21 protein-coding genes are annotated in these 23,073 nt (G+C 70.2%); 12 read left to right on the forward strand and 9 right to left on the reverse strand.

Annotated features, from left to right (window positions below):
• Positions 1-25: 25 nt before the first annotated feature.
• The 7 genes from purS to ABZW11_RS03175 all read left to right on the forward strand — a co-directional run bounded on the left by purS (position 26) and on the right by ABZW11_RS03175 (position 8,626).
• Positions 26-271, forward strand: a complete 246-nt coding sequence (gene purS, locus ABZW11_RS03145; protein ID WP_345391362.1) for a phosphoribosylformylglycinamidine synthase subunit PurS — start codon at positions 26-28, stop codon at positions 269-271.
• Positions 272-492: 221 nt separating this feature from the next.
• Positions 493-882, forward strand: coding sequence for an ATP-binding protein (locus ABZW11_RS03150; protein WP_355412063.1), 390 nt, complete (start codon positions 493-495; stop codon positions 880-882).
• Positions 883-1,030: 148 nt separating this feature from the next.
• A complete protein-coding gene (gene purQ, locus ABZW11_RS03155) occupies positions 1,031-1,711 on the forward strand; it encodes a phosphoribosylformylglycinamidine synthase subunit PurQ (protein WP_355412065.1) in 681 nt (226 codons plus the stop codon).
• Positions 1,708-3,957 carry a phosphoribosylformylglycinamidine synthase subunit PurL gene (purL, locus tag ABZW11_RS03160; RefSeq protein ID WP_355412067.1) on the forward strand — a complete coding sequence of 750 codons (2,250 nt, stop codon included), beginning with the start codon at positions 1,708-1,710 and terminating at the stop codon, positions 3,955-3,957. The genes purQ and purL overlap by 4 nt, the downstream gene beginning before the upstream one ends.
• A gap of 447 nt (positions 3,958-4,404) precedes the next feature.
• Entirely contained in the window at positions 4,405-6,426 is a 2,022-nt protein-coding gene (locus tag ABZW11_RS03165) for an adenylate/guanylate cyclase domain-containing protein (RefSeq protein WP_355412069.1), read from the forward strand.
• A 33-nt stretch (positions 6,427-6,459) separates the two neighbouring features.
• Complete coding sequence (locus tag ABZW11_RS03170; RefSeq protein ID WP_355412071.1) at positions 6,460-7,122, forward strand: Crp/Fnr family transcriptional regulator; 663 nt, start codon at positions 6,460-6,462, stop codon at positions 7,120-7,122.
• Between the two features lie 40 nt (positions 7,123-7,162).
• Positions 7,163-8,626 carry an MFS transporter gene (locus tag ABZW11_RS03175; protein WP_355412073.1) on the forward strand — a complete coding sequence of 488 codons (1,464 nt, stop codon included), beginning with the start codon at positions 7,163-7,165 and terminating at the stop codon, positions 8,624-8,626.
• Here ABZW11_RS03175 and ABZW11_RS03180 read toward each other — a convergent pair.
• The 3 genes from ABZW11_RS03180 to ABZW11_RS03190 form a co-directional block, all read right to left on the reverse strand.
• The gene (locus tag ABZW11_RS03180) at positions 8,593-9,003 is read right to left on the reverse strand and encodes a methylenetetrahydrofolate reductase (protein WP_355412075.1); all 411 of its coding nucleotides are present in this window, start codon (positions 9,001-9,003) and stop codon (positions 8,593-8,595) included. The two genes, ABZW11_RS03175 and ABZW11_RS03180, sit on opposite strands and share 34 nt — an antisense overlap.
• Before the next feature lie 120 nt (positions 9,004-9,123).
• Positions 9,124-11,004: an ABC transporter ATP-binding protein gene (locus ABZW11_RS03185; RefSeq protein ID WP_355412077.1), complete on the reverse strand. Its 1,881-nt coding sequence runs from the start codon at positions 11,002-11,004 to the stop codon at positions 9,124-9,126.
• Between the two features lie 34 nt (positions 11,005-11,038).
• Positions 11,039-13,111: a PhoX family phosphatase gene (locus tag ABZW11_RS03190; RefSeq protein WP_355412079.1), complete on the reverse strand. Its 2,073-nt coding sequence runs from the start codon at positions 13,109-13,111 to the stop codon at positions 11,039-11,041.
• A 114-nt stretch (positions 13,112-13,225) separates the two neighbouring features.
• Here ABZW11_RS03190 and ABZW11_RS03195 point away from each other — a divergent pair, with 114 nt between their 5' ends.
• On the forward strand, positions 13,226-13,663 hold the full coding sequence (locus ABZW11_RS03195) for a sterol carrier family protein (RefSeq protein WP_355412081.1): 438 nt from the start codon (positions 13,226-13,228) through the stop codon (positions 13,661-13,663).
• A gap of 3 nt (positions 13,664-13,666) precedes the next feature.
• Here the strand turns inward: ABZW11_RS03195 and ABZW11_RS03200 are convergent, their stop codons facing one another.
• The gene (locus ABZW11_RS03200; RefSeq protein WP_355412083.1) at positions 13,667-14,629 is read right to left on the reverse strand and encodes a hypothetical protein; all 963 of its coding nucleotides are present in this window, start codon (positions 14,627-14,629) and stop codon (positions 13,667-13,669) included.
• 282 nt (positions 14,630-14,911) lie between these two features.
• Here ABZW11_RS03200 and purF point away from each other — a divergent pair, with 282 nt between their 5' ends.
• Together purF and purM are read left to right on the forward strand one after the other, a co-directional pair.
• Positions 14,912-16,348 (forward strand): amidophosphoribosyltransferase, encoded by a 1,437-nt coding sequence (purF, locus tag ABZW11_RS03205; protein WP_355412085.1) that lies wholly within the window; start codon positions 14,912-14,914, stop codon positions 16,346-16,348.
• Complete coding sequence (purM, locus tag ABZW11_RS03210) at positions 16,345-17,370, forward strand: phosphoribosylformylglycinamidine cyclo-ligase (RefSeq protein ID WP_355412087.1); 1,026 nt, start codon at positions 16,345-16,347, stop codon at positions 17,368-17,370. Before purF ends, purM begins: the two co-directional genes overlap by 4 nt.
• Positions 17,371-17,638: 268 nt before the next feature.
• Here purM and ABZW11_RS03215 read toward each other — a convergent pair whose 3' ends face one another.
• The 4 genes from ABZW11_RS03215 to ABZW11_RS03230 form a co-directional block, all read right to left on the reverse strand.
• Positions 17,639-17,872, reverse strand: a complete 234-nt coding sequence (locus ABZW11_RS03215; RefSeq protein WP_355412089.1) for a hypothetical protein — start codon at positions 17,870-17,872, stop codon at positions 17,639-17,641.
• Positions 17,873-18,375: 503 nt separating this feature from the next.
• On the reverse strand, positions 18,376-18,807 hold the full coding sequence (locus tag ABZW11_RS03220) for a calmodulin-binding protein (protein ID WP_355412091.1): 432 nt from the start codon (positions 18,805-18,807) through the stop codon (positions 18,376-18,378).
• Positions 18,808-19,264: 457 nt separating this feature from the next.
• Positions 19,265-19,495, reverse strand: a complete 231-nt coding sequence (locus ABZW11_RS03225; protein ID WP_080047438.1) for a DUF3073 domain-containing protein — start codon at positions 19,493-19,495, stop codon at positions 19,265-19,267.
• Between the two features lie 151 nt (positions 19,496-19,646).
• Complete coding sequence (locus ABZW11_RS03230; protein ID WP_355412094.1) at positions 19,647-20,726, reverse strand: Glu/Leu/Phe/Val dehydrogenase dimerization domain-containing protein; 1,080 nt, start codon at positions 20,724-20,726, stop codon at positions 19,647-19,649.
• 109 nt (positions 20,727-20,835) lie between these two features.
• On the opposite strand from ABZW11_RS03230, the gene ABZW11_RS03235 reads away from it, so the two are divergent.
• Positions 20,836-21,699: a hypothetical protein gene (locus ABZW11_RS03235; RefSeq protein ID WP_345391407.1), complete on the forward strand. Its 864-nt coding sequence runs from the start codon at positions 20,836-20,838 to the stop codon at positions 21,697-21,699.
• A gap of 321 nt (positions 21,700-22,020) precedes the next feature.
• Positions 22,021-22,224: a developmental transcriptional regulator BldC gene (gene bldC, locus ABZW11_RS03240; protein WP_013133571.1), complete on the forward strand. Its 204-nt coding sequence runs from the start codon at positions 22,021-22,023 to the stop codon at positions 22,222-22,224.
• Between the two features lie 153 nt (positions 22,225-22,377).
• Here bldC and ABZW11_RS03245 read toward each other — a convergent pair whose 3' ends face one another.
• The gene (locus tag ABZW11_RS03245; protein ID WP_355412097.1) at positions 22,378-23,028 is read right to left on the reverse strand and encodes a TetR/AcrR family transcriptional regulator; all 651 of its coding nucleotides are present in this window, start codon (positions 23,026-23,028) and stop codon (positions 22,378-22,380) included.
• Between the last annotated feature and the right edge of the window lie 45 nt (positions 23,029-23,073).

The following is a 23,073-nucleotide window of genomic DNA, read 5'->3' on the forward strand; positions in this document are numbered from 1 at the left end:
ACCCACCGCACCCAGGAGGAACGCAGTGGCCCGCGTCATCGTGGACGTCATGTTGAAGCCCGAGATCCTCGATCCGCAGGGCCAGGCCATCGCCAGGGCGCTGCCCAGGCTCGGCTTCTCCGGCGTCTCCGCCGTGCGCCAGGGAAAGCGTTTCGAGCTGGAGATCGAGGGCGAGGCCGACGAGGCCGCGCTCGCCGAGGTGCGCAAGATGGCCGAAACCCTGCTGGCCAACACGGTGATCGAGGACTACGTCGTCCGGGTTGAGGGGTAGAAGGCACTTTTGGGGGCTGGATTTCCCCTCGGGTGGTTAAAGCCGGGTTCGGACATGCCACAATGCCACGGGCTTGCCAACACTAAATAACAACAACGTGATTTTGCGGTTAGCCCCGTTTTCTCAGGGAAACCTACTCCAGGTGACATTCCGGAGCCCGGAGGAGTCCGGTGGATATTGAGTTCTCGTTGGCACTGCCTCGGGATGCGATCGGCATACCGATGGTCAGGCGAGTGCTGGGCGACGCCATGCGTTCACTCAACGTGAGCGAGACGTGCATCGCCGACATGCTGCTCGCCGTGTCCGAGGCGTGCTCCAACGCGGTCCGGCACGGAGGGCCGGCCAACCGCTACGAGGTGACGGCGGCCATCGGGGCCGGCCAGTGCGACGTCCGCGTGGCCGACAACGGCGACGGCGTGCCGACCATGCCTCCGCACTTTCCTCCTCCCGACACCGAGAACGGCCGCGGCCTGCTGATCATGCGATCCGTCGTCGACGAGATCTCGTTCGGCGTCACGCCGGGCCGGGGCACCACGGTCCACCTGCGCAAGCTGCTCGACTGGGACGACGACGCCGCCGAGGCCCGTCCCCGCGAGCTCGCCGCCGTGTAAGCCGCCGGGTAAGCCGCTGGGTAAGCCCGCGCCAGTCCCGCGTCCCGAGCCGATGCGGACCACCGGAGCGCACCCGATAACCTGGTGATACCGCCGTCCACCCCGATGGGACGGTGGCGCGCGCATTCACCCGGAGGGGACGACTGTCATGAGCGCTGCCCGTGTGGGCGTTGTCACGTTTCCAGGAACTCTCGACGACCAGGACGCAGCCAGAGCCGTGCGCCTCGTGGGCGCGGAGGCGGTCCCGCTGTGGCACGCCGACCACGACCTGAAGGGAGTCGACGCCGTCTTCCTGCCCGGCGGCTTCTCCTACGGCGACTACCTGCGCTGCGGCGCCATCTCCCGCTTCGCGCCGATCATGGACGAGCTGGTCCCCGCCGCGAAGGCCGGCCTGCCGGTCATCGGCACCTGCAACGGGTTCCAGATCCTCTGCGAGGCGCACCTGCTGCCCGGCGCGCTCACCCGCAACGCCTCGCTCCACTACGTCTGCCGTGACCAGCGGCTCAAGGTCGAGCAGACCGCGACGGCGTGGACCAACGGCTTCACCGCCGGCCAGGAGATCGTCCTGCCGATCAAGCACGGCGAGGGCCGCTACGTCGCCTCCGACGACACGCTCGCCGCGCTCGAGTCGGGCGGCCACGTGGTCTTCCGCTACGTCGGCAACCCCAACGGCTCGCTCAACCACATCGCCGGCATCCGCAACGAGGCCGGCAACGTCGTCGGCCTCATGCCGCACCCCGAGCACGCCGTCGAAGAGCTGGTCGGCGCCCCGAGCACCGACGGCCTCGGCATCTTCACCTCCATCCTGAAGAACCTGGTGAACGCATGACAGACAGTGTCCAGCGGGCGGCGGAGACTCCCGACGAGCCGATGCCCTTCGCCGAGCTGGGGATGAAGCAGGACGAGTACGACCGGGTCAAAGAGATCCTGGGCCGCCGTCCGACCGGCTCCGAGCTGGCCATCTACAGCGTCATGTGGTCCGAGCACTGCTCGTACAAGTCGTCCAAGGTGCACCTGCGGCAGTTCGCCACCAAGGCGCCCAAGTCCGAGGCGCTGCTGGTGGGCATGGGCGAGAACGCCGGCGTGGTCGACATCGGCGACGGGTGGGCGGCCACGTTCAAGATCGAGTCGCACAACCACCCCTCCTACGTCGAGCCGCACCAGGGTGCGGCCACCGGCGTCGGCGGCATCGTGCGCGACATCATGTCGATGGGCGCCCGCCCGATCGCGGTCATGGACGCGCTGCGCTTCGGCGCCGCCGACGCGGTCGACACCCGGCGGGTGCTGCCCGGCGTGGTCGAGGGCATCAGCAGCTACGGCAACTGCCTCGGCCTGCCCAACATCGGCGGCGAGGTCTCCTTCGACCCCTGCTACCTCGGCAACCCGCTGGTCAACGCCCTGTGCGTGGGCCTGCTGCGGAAAGACCAGATCAAGCTGGCCACCGCGCCTGGGCCGGGCAACAAGGTCGTGCTGTTCGGCGCCTCCACCGGCCCCGACGGCATCGGCGGCGCCTCGGTGCTGGCCAGCGCCACGTTCGAGGACGAGTCGCAGGCCAAGCGGCCCGCCGTGCAGGTCGGCGACCCGTTCATGGAGAAGCTGCTCATCGAGTGCTGCCTTGAGCTGTACGCCGCCGACGTCGTCGTCGGCATCCAGGACCTCGGCGCGGCCGGCGTCTCCTGCGCCACCACCGAGCTGGCCGCCAAGGGCACCGGCGGCATGACCGTCGACCTCAACCTCGTCCCGCTCCGCGACCCCTCGCTCAGGCCCGAGGAGATCCTGATGAGCGAGTCGCAGGAACGCATGATGGCCGTGGTCCGGCCCGACGACATCCCCGCGTTCATGGCGATCTGCCAGAAGTGGGACGTCCCCGCGACCGTCATCGGCGAGGTCACCGACACCGGCCGCCTCGTGATGACCTGGGACGGCGAGGTCATCGTGGACATCCCGCCGGGCACCGCCGCCGACGACGGGCCGGTCTACGAGCGGCCCTACCACGAACCCGCCGGGCAGGCGGCGCTCAACGCCGACACCCCCGACCGGCTAGAGCGGCCCGCCGACCTGCGGCAGACGCTGCTCCAGCTGCTCGGCTCGCCCAACCTCGCCTCCAAGGAGTGGGTGACCGGCCAGTACGACCGCTACGTGCGCTCCAACACCGTGCTGGCCCAGCCGGCCGACGCGGGCATGCTGCGCATCTCCGAGGCCATCGAGGGCGCCGAGCCGACCACCCGGGGCATCGCGCTGTCCACCGACGGCAACGGCCGCTACGCCAAGCTCGACCCCTACGCGGGGGCGCAGCTCGCGCTGGCCGAGGCGTACCGCAACGTCGCCGTCACCGGCGCCAAGCCGCTGGCCGTCACCAACTGCCTCAACTTCGGCTCCCCCGAGGACCCCGAGGTCATGTGGCAGTTCGCCGAGGCCACGCGCGGGCTCGCCGACGCCTGCAGGACCCTCGGCGTGCCGGTGACCGGCGGCAACGTCTCCTTCTACAACCAGACCGGCTCCACCGCCATCCACCCGACGCCGGTGGTGGGCGTGCTGGGCGTCATCGACGACGTCGCCCAGCGGGTGCCGACCGGGTTCGTGGCCGAGGGGCTGCGGGTCGTGCTGCTCGGTGACACCCGCGAGGAGTTCGGTGGCTCGGAGTGGGCTCACGTCGTCCACGGTCACCTGGGCGGGCTGCCGCCGCAGGCCGACCTGGAGGCGGAGCAGGCGCTCGGCACCGTCCTCGTCGAGGCGGCTCGGCGCGGGCTGCTCGCGGGCTCCCACGACCTGTCCGACGGCGGGCTCGCCATCGCGCTCGCCGAGTCGTGCCTGGCCAAGGGCGTCGGCGCGACCGTCGAGCTGACCGGCGACGCCTTCACCGACCTGTTCAGCGAGTCCGCCGCGCGGGCTCTCGTGGTGGTGCGCCCCGAGGTCTACGACGAGCTGGCCTCCCTGTGCGGCCGGCACGACGTCCCCTGCTACGGCCTGGGGACGACCGGCGGCTCGTCACTGGTCGTCAAGGACGTCTTTGAGGTGCCGGTGGAAGAACTCCGCGACACCCACACGGCAGCACTGCCGGCGTTGTTCGGCTGACCGGTTGAGGGGTTTTTTAGCGCCGGCGCTTCAACAGCCGGTGCTTCAACAGCCGGTGCTTCAAGGGCCAGTGCTCCAAGGGCCGGTGCTTCAAGGGCCGGTGCTTCAAGGGCCGGTGCGAGTTCCCTCGCACCGGCCCTTTCCGCGCCTCCGCCACACCTTCTGAGCGCTGCCTGCGTGATGGGGTGGGCGGCGCGCCCGGCTTTCCCGTGGCCGTTAACCGGCACGTGCCTCCACGTGGCGGCCCCTTCCTTCCGGCGCCGGTCCGCTGGGAGCTTGGCGGGTGATGCATGAAGATCACGCCTGAAACGGTCCATAGGATGACGGCAACTACCTAACGTATTTGTTACGAAACAGAAAGGTACTGACCGCACTGACGGATTGTCGATGACGTGGGTGAGTAAAACGACGCAGTCGCGACGGCGACCCCCCGTGGATAATCGGTCTGTGTCAACCCCTGGTCCCACGTACCTCCCACCGGCCACCCAGCCCGTTCGCGGCGTGGTCTGGGGGATCCACCTGGCGCTGCCCATGCTGGGCCTCTGGCTGCTGCTGGCCAACGACCACATCAACATCCCGTGGCAGCACAACCCGAGCCACTTCTGGCTGATCATCCTGGTCGCCGGCGTCAACCTCGTGCTCGGCGTACTCATCAGCGAGGCGTCGCGGCGGCGCGCCGACGCCCGCCTGTTCCTCGTCTCCATGGTCTTCGTGACCAACGCCGGCTTCTTCTTCCTGCACGGCCTGGCCACCCCCAAGGTCATCCTGCCCGGCGGCTCGGTGGGCTTCGACGCGGGCCAGCAGGTCGGGCTGTCGATCGCGGCGGTGTTCGCGTTCGTCTCGGCGCTGCCGCTGGGCGAGCGGGTGGCGAAGGTCGTGCTGTCGTGGCAGCACTTCATCAGGGGCGCGCTGCTCGGCTCCATGGTGCTGTGGGGCGTGGTGTCGCTGGTGCCCGGCCTGACCGCGCTGAGCGAGCCGCCCGAGGTCTCCCCGATCGACTGGCTGGTCTGGGCGTCGATCCCGGGGCTGCTGCTGTACGGCGCGGCCGGCGTGATGATGTTCCTGCTGCACAGGCGCCGCCCTTCGGCGATGCTGATCAGCCTGCTCACCGCGTACGCGCTGCTGGCCGAGTCGATGGTGGCCGGCATGTCGCAGCTCAACTGGCACCTGTCGTGGTGGGAGTGGCACCTGCTGCTGACCCTGGCCTTCATGTTCGTCGCCTACAGCGCCTACCTGCAGTTCAGGCGCGAGGGGTCGAGCGCGGGGCTGTTCGACTCGGTGGCGCTGTCGGCGACCGTGGCCCGCATCAAGCGCGACTACGACCAGGCGCTGGAGGAGCTGGTCGAGCACGTACGCAAGGGCGAACCGCTGGCCGCGACCCGGATGTCGGGCAAGTTCCGGCTCAACGAGGGCCAGGCGGCGGTGCTCGACCGGGCAGGACGGGCGCTGGCCGAGGAGCGCGAGCTGTCGGAGCGGCTGTCGGCGCTGGTGGCGGTGAGCGTGCAGACGCGGGTGGGCCTGCCGGAGGATCAGCTGCTGACGACGTCGCTGGAGCGGGTGCGGCAGGCGTACGGGGATGTGAAGATCGCGCTGGTGTCCGAGGGAAAGACGCAGGTGGGCTCGCGCGACTACGCGTTCGTGGGTGACGACCCGATCAGGCGTGACGGGCTGCTGGCCTTCCCGCTGACGGTCAAGGGCAACCTGGCGGGCGTGCTGGAGGTGCCGATCGGGCGGACGAGCCAGGACGAGGCGCTGGCCGCGACGCTGGCCGGGCAGCTGTCGATCTCGCTGGAGAACGCCCGGCTCTACCAGGAGCTGCACACGCTCTTCCACCAGTACATGTCGCCGGACGTGGCGCACGCGCTGCTCGCCGATCCGGGGCAGGCGGCGCTGGGCGGCGAGGTGAAGGAGCTGACCGCGCTTTTCGCCGACCTCAAGGGCTTCACGACGTTCTCGGAGAAGGTGACGCCGGGCGAGATCGTCGAGATGCTCAACCGCTATCACACGGCGGCCGTCCCCTGCATCCTCAACAACGGGGGCACGATCGTGCAGTTCGTCGGCGACGCGCTGCTGGCGCTGTTCAACGCGCCGGCCACGCAGACGGGGCACGCGCGGGCGGCCTGCAAGGCGGCGCTGGAGATGCAGCGGGCCGCCGCCGAGGTGGCCGAGGAGATGGCCTGGCAACGCTCCGACGAGGTGGAGTGGCCGACGTTCCGGGTGGGCGTCAACACCGGGCCCGCGCTGGTGGGCAACATCGGCAGCCCCGAGCTGCGCGGCTTCAACGCGATGGGCGACTGCGTCAACGTGGCCGCCCGCCTCCAGGCGATCGCGGAGCCCGGCACGGTGGTCATCGGCGAGACGACGTACCGGCAGCTCGGGGATGACGTGACGGTGAATTCCCTGGGCGCGCTCAACCTCAAGGGCAAGGAGGAGCCGGTCACCGCGTACGTTCTGACGGATTTGGAATAGAACCAGGGTTCCGTTGCCGCCATAATCGGGCGCATGGCCCCAGAACCTGGCGAGTTTCTCACCCTGCTGACCAACGAGGAGGTCGAGTCGCTCAAGGCGGCCGGCCGCCCGCGGCGGTGGGACCGCGGCACGACCATCATGGCCGAGGGCGACACGTCCGACTGGGTCCTGGTGCTGCTGGACGGCCGGGTCAAGTGCTCGTCCCACACGAGCGCGGGCACCGAGGTGGTGCTGGCCGTACGCGGCCCCGGCGCGCTCATCGGCGAGCTGTCGGCCATCGACGGCTCGCCCCGCTCGACCACGGTCACCGCGCTCGAACCCATCTCCGGCATCGTGGTCCGTGACTTCGCCACGTTCCTGGAGTCGCACGGCCGCATCGCGGTGCTGCTCATGCAGCAGGTCAGCGCCAAGTTGCGCGACTCCGACAGGAAGCGCATCGAGTACGGCGCCTTCGACACCACGGGCCGGGTCGCCACCCGCCTGCTTGAGCTGGCCGAGCGCTACGGCGAGAAGACCGCCACGGGCGTCCGGGTGGCGCTGCCCCTCTCGCAGGACGAGCTGGCCGGCTGGACCGGCGCCTCCCGCGAGGCCGTCAGCAAGGCGCTGCGCACGCTGCGCGACCGCGGGCTCATCGAGACCGGCCGGCGGCGCGTGGTCATCCACGACCTGGAGGGACTGCGTAAGCGCGCCAGGTGACCACATTCCGTGACGTACGTCGTACGTCATGATGGAGGTCATGGTCGCGGTCACCCCCCACGACGCCACCCGCCTGCGCTACGCCTGGCGGGTCTGCGCGGTCACCAGCCTGGGCCTGGTCCTCATCGGCATCGCCGGCAGCACCCTGAACGTGGCGCTGCCCGCGGTCGTGCGGCACTTCCAGGCGGGCCCGCTGGAGTCAGGCTGGATCCTGCTCGCGTTCCTGCTGGTCAACACCGCGAGCCTGGTGTTCTTCGGCCGCGTGGCCGACCTGCTGGGCCGCCGCGAGGTCTATCTGGCCGGGTTCGCGCTGTTCACGCTGGCCTCGCTGCTGGCGGGGCTGTCGCCGAGCGTCGGGTTCCTGATCGCGATGCGGGTGTTACAGGCGGTCGGCGCGGCGATGATCCTGGCGAACGGGACGGTGATCATCACCGACGCGTTCCCGCCCGAGCGGCTCAGCCAGGGCATGGGCGTCTACATCGGCACGATGTCGGTCGCCCAGCTCGCCGGGCCGACCGTGGGCGGTCTCATCGCGGAGACGGCCGGCTGGCAGTGGATCTTCTGGGTGAACGTGCCCGCCGGGCTGCTCGCGCTCGGCGTCGGCGCGGCGATCTTACGCAAGATGCCGCGACAGCCCAGGCAGCCGGTGGACGCGCTGGGCAACGTGCTGGTGTTCGCCGCCCTGTCGGCGCTGCTGCTGGCATTGTCGGAAGCCGGGTCGCGGGGGCCCGGCAGCCCTGTCGTGATCGTGGGAGTGGCCGTGTTCGTCGTGGCGGTGCCGCTGATCGTGGTGGCCGAGCGGCGCTCCGCGAACCCGGTGCTGGATCTGCGGCTGTTCGGCGGGCGGCTGCTGGCGTGCGCGAACCTGGCCTCGTTCTGCAACGCACTGGCCCGCTCCGCGCTGATCCTGGTCGTGGCGCTGTACTTCCAGGCGGCGCGCGGCGTGGGCGCGTTCGAGGCGGGGCTGAGCGTGCTGCCCGTGCCGGTGGGGATCGGGCTGGCCTCGCCGATCGTGGGCATGCTGGGACGGCGGGTGTCGCCGTACGCGCTGTCCATCGGGGGCGCGCTGCTCAGCGCGGCCGGGCTCGGCACGCTGATGGTGACGGCGGGGGCGGGCACGCCGTACTGGGTGATCGGCATCGGGCTGTTCGTGGCCGGCTGCGGCAGCGGAACGTTCCTCACCGGCAACACCACGCAGGTGATGACCGCGCTGCCGGCCGGGAGCCTGGGCGTGGTCAACGGGCTGCGGGTGATGGTGATGAACGTCGGCATCGTGATCAGCGTCGGCCTGTCGCTCACCGTGCTGACCGCCTCGGTGGGGCCGGAGCTGCGTGCCCAGGTCTACGCGGGCACGCTCTCCACACTCTCACCGGTGGCCGTGGGGCAGCTCATGGACGGCTTCCAGCGGGCGTACGCGGTGCTCTTCGCCGTGGCCCTGGCGGGTGCGGTGCTGGCGGCTCTGGCGCGGCCTCAGAGCGCGCCGGCCAGCCGCGCCTCGACCTGACGGTAACGGGCGACCGGGATGAGGTGCACCCCGGCGAACGCCCCGCTGTCGCGCAGCGCCAGCACCTGCTCGCACGCCGCCTCGACGCCCGCCGCCCGGTCGGCGGCCACCGCGGCCACGAGCTCGTCGGGGATCGCGATGTCGGGGATGGCCGCGGCCAGGGTGCGGGCGTGCCGCTCGCTGGCGAGGACCATCACGCCGGCGTACACCGGCACGTCGGCCGGGTGCTCGTCGCGCCAGCGCAACTGGGCCTCCACCGAGAAGCTGACCTGGGAGAACAGGAAGTCGGCTGTACGCTTCCAGGCCGGCAGCGGACGCAGCGCGGCGGCGGCGCCCACGTGGAAGCCGGGCGAGAACGCCCGCGCCTCCTCGATCATCGAGCGCACGGTCAGGTCGCTGGTGCGGTTGCCGCTGGTGGGCTTGTCGCCGTAGACAAACAGATCAGTTCGAAGGCCATGATCGTGACTGTAACCTCCGGCCGCCTCCCCGAGGAGGAATCAGGCGGCCGCCTCCGCCGCCGTCGGGTCCTCGAACTGGGTGCGGTAGAGCTCCTCGTAACGCCCGCCCGCCGCGAGCAGCTCGGCGTGCGTGCCGCGCTCGACCACCCGGCCGTCCTCGATGACCAGGATCAGGTCGGCCGCCCGTACGGTGGACAGCCGGTGCGCGATCACCACGGCGGTCCTGCCCTCCAGCGCCTCGCCCAGGGCCGCCTGCACCGCCGCCTCCGAGGTCGAGTCGAGCGCCGCGGTCGCCTCGTCCAGGATCACCACCCGCGGCCTGGCCAGCAGCAGCCTGGCGATCGTCAGCCGCTGGCGCTCGCCGCCCGACAGGCGGTAGCCGCGCTCGCCCACCACCGTGTCGAGGCCGTCGGGCAGCGACTGGATGAGCGTGGCCAGGCGGGCGCGGGTCAGCGCGTCCCACAGCTCGTCCTCGCTCGCCCCCGGCCTGGCCAGCAGCAGGTTGGCGCGGATGGTCTCGTGGAAGAGGTGGCCGTCCTGGGTGACCATGCCGAGCGTGTCGCGGATCGTGTCGGCGGTCAGGTCGCGCACGTCCACCCCGCCGAGCCGTACGGCGCCCGAGTCGACGTCGTACAGGCGGGGCAGCAGCTGCGCGATCGTGGACTTGCCCGCGCCGGACGAGCCGACCAGCGCCACCATCTGCCCGGGTTCGGCGCGGAACGACACCCCGTGCAGCACCTCCTCGCCGCCGCGCGAGTCGAGCACGGCCACCTCTTCGAGCGAGGCCAGCGAGACCTTGTCGGCCGAGGGGTAGGAGAAGCGCACGTCGTCGAACTCCACCGAGACCGGTCCTTCGGGCACCTCGCGGGCTCCGGGGCGCTCCTGGATGAGCGGCTTCAGGTCGAGCACCTCGAAGACGCGCTCGAAGCTGACGACCGCGCTCATGACGTCCACGCGGGCGCTGGCCAGCGCGGTCAGGGGGGCGTACAGGCGGGTGAGGAGCATGGCCATCGCCACGACCGCGCCGGGGGCGAGCTGGCCGCGCAGGGCGTAGAAGCCGCCGAGGCCGTACACGAGGGCCAGGGCCAGCGCGGAGACCAGGGTGAGCGCCGTGACGAACGCGGTCTGCGTCATGGCGGTGCGCACGCCGATGTCGCGCACTCTGCGGGCCCTGCCCGCGAACTCGGCCGACTCGTGCGCGGGCCGGCCGAAGAGCTTGATCAGCGTCGCGCCCGGCGCCGAGAACCGCTCGGTCATCTGCGTGCCCATGGCGGCGTTGTGGTCGGCCGCCTCGCGCCGCAGCCGGGCGATCCTGCCGCCCATCCGCCGGGCCGGCAGCATGAACACGGGCAGGAGCACCAGCGCGAGCAGCGTGATCTGCCACGAGATGCCGATCATCGCGACCAGCGTGAGCACCAGCGTGACCAGGTTGCCCACCACGCCGGACAGCGTGTCGGTGAAGGCCCGCTGCGCGCCGATCACGTCGTTGTTCAGGCGGCTGACCAGGGCGCCGGTGCGGGTCCTCGTGAAGAACGCGATCGGCATCTTCTGGACGTGGTCGAAGACGGCCGTACGCAGGTCGAGGATGAGGTCCTCGCCGAGCCCCGCGGAGAACCACCGGTTCAGCAGCCCCAGCCCGGCCTCCGCGATCGCCAGCCCCGCGATCAGCAGCGCCACGGTCACCACCACGCCGAGCGGCTCGCCGTTGAAGACGGCGTCCACCACCCGGCCCGCGAGCAGCGGAGAGCCCACGGCGAGGCCCGCGAGCACCACGCTGAGCAGTAGGAACAGCGTGATCTTGGTGCGGTGGGGACGGGCGAACCCGGCGATACGGCGGAGCGTCGCCCGCGACAGCGGACGACGCTCCTGCTGGTTGTTCATCGAATAAAGCTGGTGCCAGGCGGTCATCTCCATGCTCATGACATGGACGGTACGACCTCGACTTAACTTGAGGTCAAGCGCCGATCTTCTTGCCCTTGCCGTGCCAGACCACCGCCACCGCAGGGCGCGGCTGGTCGCCGTCGGGCCAGCGGCTGCCCGGGTTGTCCGGCGTGGCGCCGTCGATCTCGCCCGGGTGCTGCACCGCCACGAACACGCTGCGCTGGTCGCTCGTCACCAGCGGGCCGCAGGTCTCCGCGCCCACCGGGACCGTCAGGAACTGGCGCAGGTGGCCCCGCTCCCTGCCCTCGACCGGCATCACGAACAGGCCGTCGTTGGAGCCCAGCTCGTTGCCGTCCGTGGAAATCCACAGGTTGCCGTCCTTGTCGAACGTCACGTTGTCCGGGCAGGAGATCGGCGAGACCTTGCTCTTGTCGTACCCGGCGAAGTAGGTCGTGGCGTCCTTCGGGTCGCCGCACACCAGCACCAGCGACCAGGCGAAGCGCCGCTCGCCCGCGTCGTCTCGCCGCTCGGTGATCTCCAGCACGTGGCCGTGCTTGTTCGAGGGGCGCGGGTTGGCCTCGTCCACCTGGGCCGGGGTGCGGTTGGTGTTGTTGGTCAGCGCCACGAACACGCCGCCGGTGACCGGGTTGCGCTCGATGTCCTCAGGCCGGTCCATCTTCGTGGCGCCGACCTTGTCGGCCGCGACGCGCGTGTAGACCAGCACCTCGGCCGCCGACATGCCCTTCACGTACGACCGGTCGCCCGACACCAGCGGGATCCACTCGCCCGAGCCGTCGAACTCCTTGTCCTTCGGCAGCTTGCCGGACCCGTCGATCTCCTCGTCCGGGCTGTCGCCGGTGAACTTGGCGACGTACAGGGTGCCCTCGTCCAGCAGTGCCCTGTTGTGCCGGTCGAAGCCGGGGATGTAGCGGTCCTTGGAGACGAACTTGTAGATGTACTCGAACCGCGAGTCGTCCCCCATGTAGACGACCAGGCGGCCGTCGCGGGCCAGCGTGGTCGTGGCCGCCTCGTGCTTGAACCGGCCGAGCGCGGTGCGCTTGACCGGTGTGGAGTCGGGGTCGAAGGGGTCGATCTCCACGATCCACCCGAAGCGGTTGGCCTCGTGCGGGTGCTTGGCCAGGTCGAAGCGCTCCTCCACCCGGTCGAAGCGGCGGCTCTCCTCGGGCACGCCCGTCGTGATGGTGTAGCGCTCGATGTACGGCTTCTGCGCCGCGGGCACCTTGTCGCCGTTGACGAAATACTGGTCGACGTTCTCCTCGGCGGTCAGCACCGTCTTCCACGGCGTGGTGCCGCCCGAGCAGTTGTTCAGCATGCCGATGGGCGTGCGGCCCTTCGGGTCGGCGGCCGTGCGCAGCAGCTCGTGCCCGGCGGCGGGGCCGCTGAAGCGCATCTCGGTCTGCGCCGTGATGCGCCGGTTGTAGCGGCGGCGCCCCTTGGTGACCAGCTTCCACTGGCCGCTGCCGCCGGCCCGCTCGATCTCCACGACCGAGCCGCCGTGCGCGGCCAGCCCGATCCTGATCTGCTCCTCGGTCGCCTCCGCGCCGCCGGTGTAGCCGCGGAACATGAGGCTCTCGTCGGTGTACTCGTGGTTGACCCACATCAGCGCCCGGTCGTCGCCCATGGGGAACAGCGTCACGTAGTCGCAGTTGTAGCCGAACTGCTTGCTCTGCGCCTCGGGCGTCTGACCGTCGAAGTCGAACGCGGGCGCGTCGGGCAGCACCGGGTCGCCCCAGCGCACCACCACCGAGGACTTGTAGCCGTCGGGGACGCGCAGCACGTCCTCCTTGTTCGGCGGCACCGGAGCGAAGCGCAGGTCGGAACGGCCGCCGCCCGGCCTGCCAGGACGGGCCGCCGCCGGCTCCGCCTGCCCGTCCGCGAGCGCCGGCGCCGCCCCCGCGAGGCCCGCACCCGCGACCAGCGCGCCGAGCGCGCCCGCCCGCAGCACGCCGCGGCGCGACAGGGCCTCCTTCACCACATCGCCGAAGTAGACGTTGTCCGTGGTGTTGGCCACGTCGTGGGCGCACGCGTTGCCGCAGCGGAACTGACAGGTCAGCGCGGAACGGCCACCTTTGTGCGGGGTGGACAGCAGCGGTAGCAGCCGGCCTCCCGCGTTGGGGTTCGCCACAGGTCCTCCAGGAAAAGGCGCAGTTGTACGGCGGGGAGGCTACGGGCGCCGTCGAAACCGCAGGTGAACGACGACCTCCATCCCGATGAACGCTGACAGGGAGACAATGGTGAGGTGCCTCCACGCAAGCTGGACCAGGAAAAGCTGAGAGCCGCGCTCGACGGCCAGCTCGTCGCCCTCGACGAGCCCCCCTACGACGGCCCCGCGTCCGCGCTCCCCGACGCGCTCGTCGCCGCCGTGCTCGCCGCCTACGACCGCGGGCTGCCGCCCGAACGCGACGCCGCCAGGCAGGCCGTGCGCTATCTGCTCGACAAGCTCGCCACCGCCGCGCCGGGCCACACCGTCGAGGTGCGCGTGCCGCCGTACGCCGCCGTCCAGGCCGTCGCGGGGCCCCGCCACACGCGCGGCACCCCGCCCAACGTCGTCGAGATGGACGGACGCACCTGGATCGAGCTCGCGCTCGGGCGCCTCACCTGGGACGAAGCGGTCGCCAAGGGCGCCGTCTCCGCCAGCGGCTCCCGCGCCGACCTCTCGGCCCACCTGCCGCTGTAGGCCCTACCTGGTGCCGCTCATCCACGGGAACTTCGACTCGAAGCACCGGTCCGCCATCGGGCTCGGCAGCTGGGCGCACTCCTGCACGACGTTCCAGAACCAGATCGCCACGATCGCGAACAGGACCAGCGACAGCACGCTGATCACGATGCCGGCGATCGCGCGGCCCTTGCCGACCCGCTTGGCCAGGGCCACGCAGCCGAAGATGATCGACAGGATGGCGGTGATCAGGCCCGTGAAGCAGACGAACACCAGGAACGGGCTGGCCACGCCCAGCACGAGCGAGGCCGTCGCCAGGCCGCTGCCAGGCCGGGGCTGCTGGTATGGGCCGTACTGGCCGTACTGGCCGCCTGAGGGGCCGTAGGGGGTGCCCGGGGGCGGGGGCGGCGGGTAGCCGGGCGGGCCGCCGTACGGGCTGGAGGGCATCGTCCCCGGGATCGTCTGGTCCTCGTCCTGCCGGTACGCCTGGTCGCGCCGCTCCTGCTGCTCGCGCGGGTGCGGCTGGTCGCCGCGGTACTCCCCCGCCGCGTGCGGCGGCGTGCCGGCCGGTCCTCCGCCGGGCGGCGGCGTGCCCGCCTGGCCGCCCTCCCACCGGGAGCTCTCGCCCGGTGGCGCGAAGTGCGGCTGGTCGCCCTGCTCGTAGCGTGAGGGCTGCTGCCTGCCCGGCGGCTCGCCCTCCTCCTGCTCCCGGCCCCATCCCGGGTAGGTGGGCGTCGCCCCGGGGATCGGGAACACCTGCGTCTCCTCCACGTCCCGCTGCACGGGCTCGTCCCCCGGCTCCCTGGGCTCCACGCCGGGCCGCGGCTCCTCACCGGGCCGTCCGGGCTTCTCACCCGGGCGCTCAGGCTCTTCGTCGGACCGGTCGTCCGGCCGGGTGCCCTCGCTCCACCACTCTGATTCCTGCTGGTGCTCTGGACGCTGGTCCTGCCCCGGGCGGGGCTCGTTGGGGTCCCCAGGTGTGGTCACGTCTGCGTCTCCCGACGGGTCTGCATGCCGGATAGTTCACCCTTTCGCGGAGAGCGCCCGCTAAACCGCACGACACGGTAAGAGGATCCTCATCTCTGGGTCACCGTGTGACAAAACGTCAGGGAACGAGTAAGGAACGGCCGGGTGGCGGGCGCGTGACCGTACCGGAGCGCGACCGCAAGCATGACGGGAGCACGGTACGAATGCGGCCAGGTCAACGCGCACCCGCAGATTCACCCCCAGGTGTGCGAGCACGGAAGCGCCCAACCTAGACTGAGGCATGTGCTGAAGGGCGACGGCCGGCTCGGCCATGACCTGGACCCCCACGACCGCGCACCTAAAGACGCCTGTGGCGTCTTCGGCGTCTGGGCTCCGGGCGAGGAAGTTTCCAAACTCACCTACTACGGGCTGTACGCGTTGCAGCACCGCGGACAGGAGTCCGCGGGCATCGCGGTCAGCGAGGGCAGCCGCATTCTCGTCTACAAGGACATGGGCCTGGTGGCCCAGGTCTTCGACGAGTCGGTGCTCAGCACCCTGCGCGGCCACCTGGCCATCGGACACTGCCGCTACTCCACGACCGGCTCCAGCGTGTGGGAGAACGCGCAACCCACGCTGAGCTCCACCGAGGAGGGCGGCCTCGCGCTGGCCCACAACGGCAACCTGATCAACACCCCTGAGCTGGCGCAGCGCCTCGCTCCCGGCTCCACGCGCGCCACCACCGACACCGAGGTCCTGACGACCCTGCTCGCGCAGGACCGCAGCAGGTCCGTCGAGGACGCGGCGGCCGAGCTGCTCCCGCAGGTCAAGGGCGCCTACTCGCTGGTCTTCATGGACGAGCGCACGCTTTACGCGGCCCGCGACCCGCAGGGCATCCGCCCGATGGTGCTCGGCCGCCTCGAACGCGGCTGGGTGGTGGCCTCGGAGACGGCGGCGCTCGACATCGTGGGCGCCACGTTCGTCCGCGAGATCGAGCCGGGCGAGCTGCTGACGATCGACGAGCGCGGCGTCAGGTCCCGCCGCTTCGCGCTCGCCGAGCCGAAGGGCTGCCTGTTCGAGTACGTCTACCTCGCCCGCCCCGACACCACGATCGCCGGTCGCGGCGTGCAGGTCACCCGGGTCGAGGTGGGCCGCGTGCTGGCCAGGGAGCACCCGGTGGAGGCCGACCTGGTCATCCCGACCCCCGAGTCGGGCACGCCCGCGGCGGTCGGCTACGCCGAGGAGAGCGGCATCCCCTACGGCCAGGGCCTGGTGAAGAACTCCTACGTGGGCCGCACGTTCATCCAGCCCTCCCAGACCATCCGCCAGCTCGGCATCAGGCTCAAGCTCAACCCGCTGCGCGAGGTCGTGGAGGGCAAGCGGCTGGTCGTCGTGGACGACTCGATCGTGCGCGGCAACACGCAGCGGGCCATCGTCAGGATGCTGCGCGAGGCGGGGGCGCGTGAGGTGCACGTGCGCATCTCGTCGCCGCCGGTGGCCTGGCCGTGCTTCTACGGCATCGACTTCGCCACCCGGGCGGAGCTGATCGCGGGCTCGCTGACAGTGGAGGAGATCAGGGCCTCGCTGGGCGCCGACTCGCTCGGCTACATCTCCCTCGAGGGGCTGACCAAGGCCACCACCCTCCCGTCCGACCGGCTCTGCCGGGCCTGCTTCACGGGCGAGTACCCGATCCCGATCGACCAGGACAACGTGGGCAAGTTCGTGTTGGAGAGCAAGGCGTGAGTACGTACGAGGCGGCGGGCGTCGACATCGAGGCGGGCGAGCGGGCCGTCGCGCTGATGAAGGACAAGGTGGCGCGCTCGCGGCGGCCCGAGGTGGTCGACGACGCGAGCGGCTTCGCCGGTCTCTTCGACGCCTCGGCCCTGCTGCGCTACAAGCGGCCGCTGCTGGCGTCGTCCACCGACGGCGTCGGCACCAAGGTGATGCTCGCCCAGCGTTACGGCAAGCACGACACGATCGGCATCGACCTGGTCGGCATGGTCCTCGACGACCTGGTGGTGTGCGGGGCCGAGCCGCTGTTCATGACCGACTACGTGGCCTGCGGCAAGGTGGTGCCCGAGCGCATCGCCGAGATCGTGGGCGGCGTGGCGGAGGGCTGCCGGCTCGCCGGGGCGGCGCTGGTGGGCGGCGAGACGGCCGAGCACCCCGGCGCGATGGGCCCCGACGAGTACGACCTTGCTGGCGCGGGCACCGGCGTCGTCGAGGCGTCGGCCATGCTCGGCCCCGACCGCGTGGCCGCCGGTGACGTCGTCCTCGGCCTCGCCTCCTCCGGCATCCACTCCAACGGCTACTCCCTCGTACGCCACGTGCTGCGCGAGGCGGACCTGTCGCTCGACGCGGTCCTGCCCGAGCTGGGCCGGCCGCTGGGCGAGGAACTCCTCGAACCGACCCGGATCTACTCCCTCGCCTGCCTGGAGCTGGCCAGGACGGTGGACGTGCACGCGTACGCGCACATCACGGGCGGCGGCATCGAGAACAACCTGTCACGCTCGCTGCCCGGCCACCTCGACGCCGTACTTGACCGCTCCTCCTGGACGCCACCCGCCGTCTTCGACGTACTGGCCCGGTACGGGAAGATCGCGCAACGCGACATGGACCGCACCTTCAACCTGGGGGTGGGCATGGCGGCGATCCTGCCCGCCGAGGCCGTGGACGAGGCGATCCGCCTCCTGGCGGAACGCGGAGTCGAAGCCTGGCCCATGGGCGAAACCACCCCCGGCACCGGCCAGGCCCGCTACCACTAACCGCAAGATCTTCCAGGGGGGCGCTGCGCGCACAGGCTTCACCCAGCGCCTCCCAAGGGAACTTCGCTCCTCCGACAAGCACGCTCGCTTGCGCTCGCCGAACCCACCCGATCCCGGTTACACGGTGGGCCGACGGGAGTACGACGGGTATTGGCCAACGCGTGGCGGCACAGTTCTTCCCAACCCTTGACCGCATCGCCAGTGCCGAACCGGAGGTCCCCTTCACCGTCTGGAGGTGGCACTGTGACGCGGTCTCCGCGCTTCGGGCTCACGCCGTGACCTCGACAGGCCCGAAGTCTCCAGTCGTAGGCTTGCGCGCTGCGGCATATTGCGCGGGATCGGCCTTAATCCTTGCGGTTGCGCGCCAGCCGGCGATGACCTCCTGCGTGGTCACGTCCATGTCCAGCTCCGCCGCGTCGGACAGCGCCTCAACTAGCTCGAGCGTGAAGGCCCGCTGCTCGTCCGACGACAGGTGGCGCACCCACGGGAAGACGTCAGGCATGGCGATGACCAGTGCGCGCGCCGTAGGACCGCCTGCACTGCTTTTCCCTACCGTTTGCGGCCTCGCATCACTTCACCGGCCCTTCGCAATCGAGAACAACGGTGCCCGCAATCAATCTGCTTCGTGCGCGTGCCACCCGCTCTCCTCCCGGAGTTCAGGCGCCGACCTGACGTGGCGGAACAACGCCGCCGCCTCATCGCGTAAGGCATGCGGGAGCGGCCCGGCAGCGGCCTCGTTCGCCTGCGGGGCCTCCTCCAACAGATCCCGCTCGATCTGGCGCTCCACAGCGGCATCGACGTAGGCCGAGAACCCACGGGCCCCGGCGCGCTCTCGGACGGCGCGAATGGTGCCCGCTCTCAGTGACACACGGACTTTGGTGGCCGGCCCGTCTCCCGGAGCGAAGTCTCGCTCGGGCATGCTCATGAGCTGAAGCCCCTTCCGGCGCATGCGGGCGGCCCCGGAGCGGTTGCCCAGGGCCGCGATGAGAGTTGACGTCAGATGGACTATGGCGCCGGGAGCTCGCGCACGAGCCTGGAAGTCCAGGGGCACCACACGAGCCCGGGCAGGAACGCCCCGCCGGCCTCGTCCAGGTGATCTTCGACGTAGGGGATGGTGGCGTCGCAGACCTCGATGGCGACGTCGAAGAAGCTGACGGTGTCCGGGTTCAGGTTGTAGCTCCAGCGCGGGTTGTAGGGGGCGGACCTCTTGACGATGCGCCCGATGACATGGGGTTTGTCCGAGGTGGCGCCGCTGAGCAGGTCGCGGGCGTGCTGGATCTTGCCGGGGTCGGTGAGCTGGACGACGAACTCCTCGCGGGTGATGTCGGTCATGACGAAGTAGGCCGGGTCCGCCGCCTGGGCGGGTGCGGGGGCGACGACGCAGAGCGTCGCCATGACGGTGAGAGCCGCGAGGAGCTTGGTGAGGAGGTGGTGCACGTGACCCCTTCCGCTGCGCGTGAATACGCTGTGTAGCGCTTTACATGCGCAAAGTAATCACGCGAAGATTGGAGGAGCCGCTTGCGTAACAGTGACAACAGCATCACTGTCTGCAGCGGACGGCGGAGCCGGGTAGCCTCATGCCTGCGGTGCGGCGACATGCCCCGCCACCTGTGATGATTCCGCGGTGCACCCTCCCGAAGGCCACCGGTGTGCCCTCACGGGCGGGCGCTGGGCGAGCGTGCTTGTCAGGGGCGAAAGGGGGACGGTGTCACCCTTGGGAGACGCCGCCTGGAACCGCGATACGCGAAGCGACCCCTCGTGGAAGGGCGTCGCGGTTGAGGCCGGAGGCGGACGCAACGAAAGCCCCACGGTTGCCCGTGGGGCCCGACGAGCGTGAGCGAGGAGCCGGCGCGGTGAGGCGCCGGGCCCTCGGTCACATCAACCAGGAGAACGGCTATCGGCGGCCGGACGTACGGCCATCGTCGTCGTCTCCGGCGCCATAGTCATCGGCGTAATCGGCATAGCGATCAGCCAGCTCATCGTTGAGGTCGTCGGCGTCGTCATTGCGGCTGGAGTCTCCGACCCCGAGTTCGTCGCGAAGACGGTCAAGATCCGTGCCACCGCTGTTGTACTTCAGCTGGCGAGCAACCTTGACCTGCTTGGCCTTTGCTCGGCCGCGCCCCATTGGCTCGACCCCCTCGTGTGGGGTCGTCCCCGACCCCTCGTCGCTAACGCACCACTCACTGACGCCGCCTGACTTTGGGCGTCAGCCTATCGTTCGCCTATTACCGTACCTGTTTTGTGCCCAGCTCGGTACGTCGTATGGGCGCGGGGCGTCAGTGGCCCAGCCAAATGGCCCGAATACGCCCGACTTCCGACATTCTGCGCTCGGCAAGCCTATCCGCTGCCACGGCGGGAGGAACGCCCTCCTCGGCCGCGATCGCGAAGATCTTCAGAGTCGTGTCGTAGATCTGGGCCGCCTTCGACCTGGCGCGTTCCATGTCGAAGCCGCCGATCTCATCGGCGACCTGGATCACGCCGCCGGAGTTGACGACGTAGTCGGGCGCGTACAGGATGCCGCGTTCGGCTAGTTGCTTCTCGACGCCGGGATGGGCGAGCTGGTTGTTGGCCGCACCACAGACGATCTTGGCGCGCAGCACCGCCACCGAGTCGTCGTCGAGCGCGCCGCCCAGCGCGCAGGGCGCGAACACGTCGATGTCGGAGGTCATGAGCGCCCGCGCGTCGGCCACCACGTCGACCTCGGGATGACGCAGGCGCACCCGCTCGATCGCCTGGGGAGAGACGTCGCAGATCACGACCTCGGCGCCGTCCTCGCGCAGCAGCTCGACCAGACGGTGGCCCACCTTGCCGACCCCCTCGACGCCGACCCGCCTGCCGCGCAGCGACGGCGTGCCGTAGACCCGCTCGGCCGAGGCCCGCATGCCCTGGTAGACGCCGAAGGCGGTGAGGATCGACGAGTCGCCGGCGCCGCCGCTGGCCACCGTGCGCCCGGTGACGAAGCGGCACTCGCGGGCGACGATGTCCATGTCCTCGCTGTAGGTGCCCACGTCGCAGGCGGTGATGTAGCGCCCGCCGAGCGACTGGACGAACCTGCCGTACGCGCGCAGCAGCGCCTCGCTCTTGTCGCGGGCCGGGTCGCCGACGATGACGGCCTTGCCCCCGCCCAGATCGAGGCCGGCCAGCGCGTTCTTGTAGGCCATGCCCTTGGCGAGGTTGAGCACGTCGGCCAGGGCCTCCTGCTCGCTGCCGTACGGGTAGAACCGCGTGCCCCCGAGGGCCGGGCCCAGGGCCGTGTTGTGGATGGCGATGATGGCACGCAGGCCGCTCTGCTCGTCGGCGCAGAAGACGACCTGCTCGTGGACGTCCTTGTGGGACGCTCCGAAGACGTCGGTCACGGTAGTGACTCCCTGTCCGGTCCACCGCTCCTTTGCGGCGGAGATCACCTCACAGAGTAGTAAGAGACACGACGGTGCACGCAGGTTCGCTTCGTGACACGATGCCTCCGTGCTGCCCTATGCCGCCTACCTCCGTGTCTATGAGCCACTGACCGCGTTCGCCGAGTCCGAGCGCAAGGTGTGGGCCGACTACGCCGACTCACGTGACCGCCCGCGCCGCGCGAACGCGCTCAATGCGGAGCATGGCGAGTCGGTCATGCGTCTGCTCGGCACGCCCCCTCAACCCGTTCCCGCCCAGGAGAGCCCCAACGCCTATCTGCGGCGCGTTGAGGACCGTCTCTATGTCTGCCCTTGGCAGACGCGTTTGCGCTCGTGGCTGGCGTTCTCACGGCTTCGTGGCACCACACCCCAGAAGATCATGGACCACCTCGTGCCGAAGGCGATCGCCGACCAGACGGCCGACGACTTCGACCGGTACAAGAGGAAGGCCGGTTCGGCCGCGTTGCGCACCCACATCCGCACCACGGCGTGGCATGTGCCGCCGTCGTGGTTCGTGCCGTTTGATGGGAACGAGCGCTGGCTGGTGCTCGGCTCCGCCAACCCGGGACAGGACGTGACGACCGCTACGGGCCGTAACCTCATCTACGTCACCTCCATGGCACAGGCCAGGAGGCGGGCGGCCCGCGCACTCAACGTGCTGCGCCGGCATCTGGGCGACGCGGCGGCCAATCTGGAGGTCGAGGACATCGCCAGGTGGCTGGAGGAGTTCCACCCGCACTCCCTCGTCGAGCTCGACTACGGCGGTCTCGTCCACCTGATGGACGACGACGCGTTGCAGGCCGACCAGTCGGTTGCGGAGCTTTCTGCCGCTTTGACGGGACTGGACACGGGTCAAGAAGAACTTGCCTACGCCATGTACCAGAGGGTCATCCTGCGGTGGAAGTCAATGCAACTGCTGGAATCTGCCAACTGAGCCCCAATACGGCCGTCTGACCTGCATGAGTAGGTCACGTCTCGCGGCTGCTCTCTTCTGCGAACTGAGTAGTTTGCCGTTTTCACTGCGATACCACGAACCGTGTCGCTAGAATCACCGAGCGTGACAAGGCCACGGGGGCGGGCAGCTGGGTCAAAGAAGGGCTCGCCAATCGCTCTGTGTGGCGGTATGGTCACATCGGGTGATGCCGCATATGGCTCAGAAAAGCCGCACGCTCTGCGCCATAGGGGGACATCCGTGACACGCGCAAAGGCAGTCACAGGATCGCAAGCCGGTCCACACGGAGGAGAGGCCGCACAAATGTCAGCTCGTACACCCGAGGCCGAGCCACTGCTCACGCCCGCTGAGGTCGCGACCATGTTCAGGGTCGACCCCAAGACCGTTACGCGGTGGGCCAAGGCGGGCAAGTTGACGTCGATTCGTACCCTGGGCGGTCATCGGCGTTACCGGGAGACCGAGGTTCGGGCGCTGCTCGCGGGCATTCCGCAGCAGCGCTCCGAGTAGCGGGAAGGTCGTCACGGACCTCAGGGGGGTTTGAAGGGGGTGGACCGGGTCGCCATTTGGGCCGGGTCCACCACTGTGACGACGAGACGTCGGATGGAAGTTGGCGCCGCCCGCCCGGCGCCACTCTTCCGTGACGTGTCACGCCCTCCGCCGCTACGCCGGCCGGTCGAGTAAACCGGCGACGCCGCCGTCATGCGACGCGGCGACGCCGAGCAGCGAGACCATCTGGTCGACCAGCAGCTTCTCCAGGGTGGGCCGGTCGATGTCGCGATGCTCCAGCCAGTCGAGCCCGGCGGTCTCGACGGAGGCGATCCACGACCGCAGGGTCGTGCGCAGCACCGGGCTCGGTTCTTCGACGCCCATCTGCTTCTGGATGAGGAGGAAGAGCCGGCGGCGCACGCCGTCGACGATCTCCCCCACCTCGCCCGTCCTGTTGGCGGGGCCGCCGCGCAGCAGCGCCGCGAAGCCCGCCGCGTGCTCCTCGACGAAGTCGAAGTAGCGCCTGAGCCCGGAGGCCAGCTCGTCGAGCGGCCTGCCGCCCTCCTGCGGCCGCAGCCGCGACTCCAACTGCTCCGCCGCGCTTCTCAGCGCCGCCACGTAGAGCTCCTGCTTGCCACCGAAGTAGTGGTAGACCAGGGCCCGCGAAGCCCCCGCCGCCGATGCGACGTCGTCGATCGACACGTCTTCCGCGTCGCGGGTGGAGAACAACTCCAGCGCCGCCGCCATGAGCTCTTCCCGGCGGCGGTCCACGCTGAGCCTGCGCCGAGCCGGCCGTGCCGTCTCGGCTGACTTCCCGGGTGTCACACCAGCACAGTATCCGACCGGCCCCCGCCGGGATGCCGCACGTCC

This window comes from Nonomuraea sp. NPDC004580 (assembly GCF_040609855.1).
Taxonomy (GTDB): Bacteria; Actinomycetota; Actinomycetes; order Streptosporangiales; family Streptosporangiaceae; genus Nonomuraea; species Nonomuraea salmonea.

What these genes read in the sequence shown, in the direction of transcription:
- ABZW11_RS03150 (WP_355412063.1), top strand. Translation starts at nt 493, where the DNA reads ATGGTCAGGCGAGTGCTGGGCGACGCCATGCGTTCACTCAACGTGAGC.
- ABZW11_RS03225 (WP_080047438.1), bottom strand. Translation starts at nt 19,495, where the DNA reads ATGGGGCGCGGCCGAGCAAAGGCCAAGCAGGTCAAGGTTGCTCGCCAG.
- purL (WP_355412067.1), top strand. Translation starts at nt 1,708, where the DNA reads ATGACAGACAGTGTCCAGCGGGCGGCGGAGACTCCCGACGAGCCGATG.
- ABZW11_RS03180 (WP_355412075.1), bottom strand. Translation starts at nt 9,003, where the DNA reads ATGATCGAGGAGGCGCGGGCGTTCTCGCCCGGCTTCCACGTGGGCGCC.
- purQ (WP_355412065.1), top strand. Translation starts at nt 1,031, where the DNA reads ATGAGCGCTGCCCGTGTGGGCGTTGTCACGTTTCCAGGAACTCTCGAC.
- ABZW11_RS03215 (WP_355412089.1), bottom strand. Translation starts at nt 17,872, where the DNA reads ATGCCTGACGTCTTCCCGTGGGTGCGCCACCTGTCGTCGGACGAGCAG.
- ABZW11_RS03170 (WP_355412071.1), top strand. Translation starts at nt 6,460, where the DNA reads ATGGCCCCAGAACCTGGCGAGTTTCTCACCCTGCTGACCAACGAGGAG.
- ABZW11_RS03175 (WP_355412073.1), top strand. Translation starts at nt 7,163, where the DNA reads ATGGTCGCGGTCACCCCCCACGACGCCACCCGCCTGCGCTACGCCTGG.
- bldC (WP_013133571.1), top strand. Translation starts at nt 22,021, where the DNA reads ATGTCAGCTCGTACACCCGAGGCCGAGCCACTGCTCACGCCCGCTGAG.
- ABZW11_RS03185 (WP_355412077.1), bottom strand. Translation starts at nt 11,004, where the DNA reads ATGAGCATGGAGATGACCGCCTGGCACCAGCTTTATTCGATGAACAAC.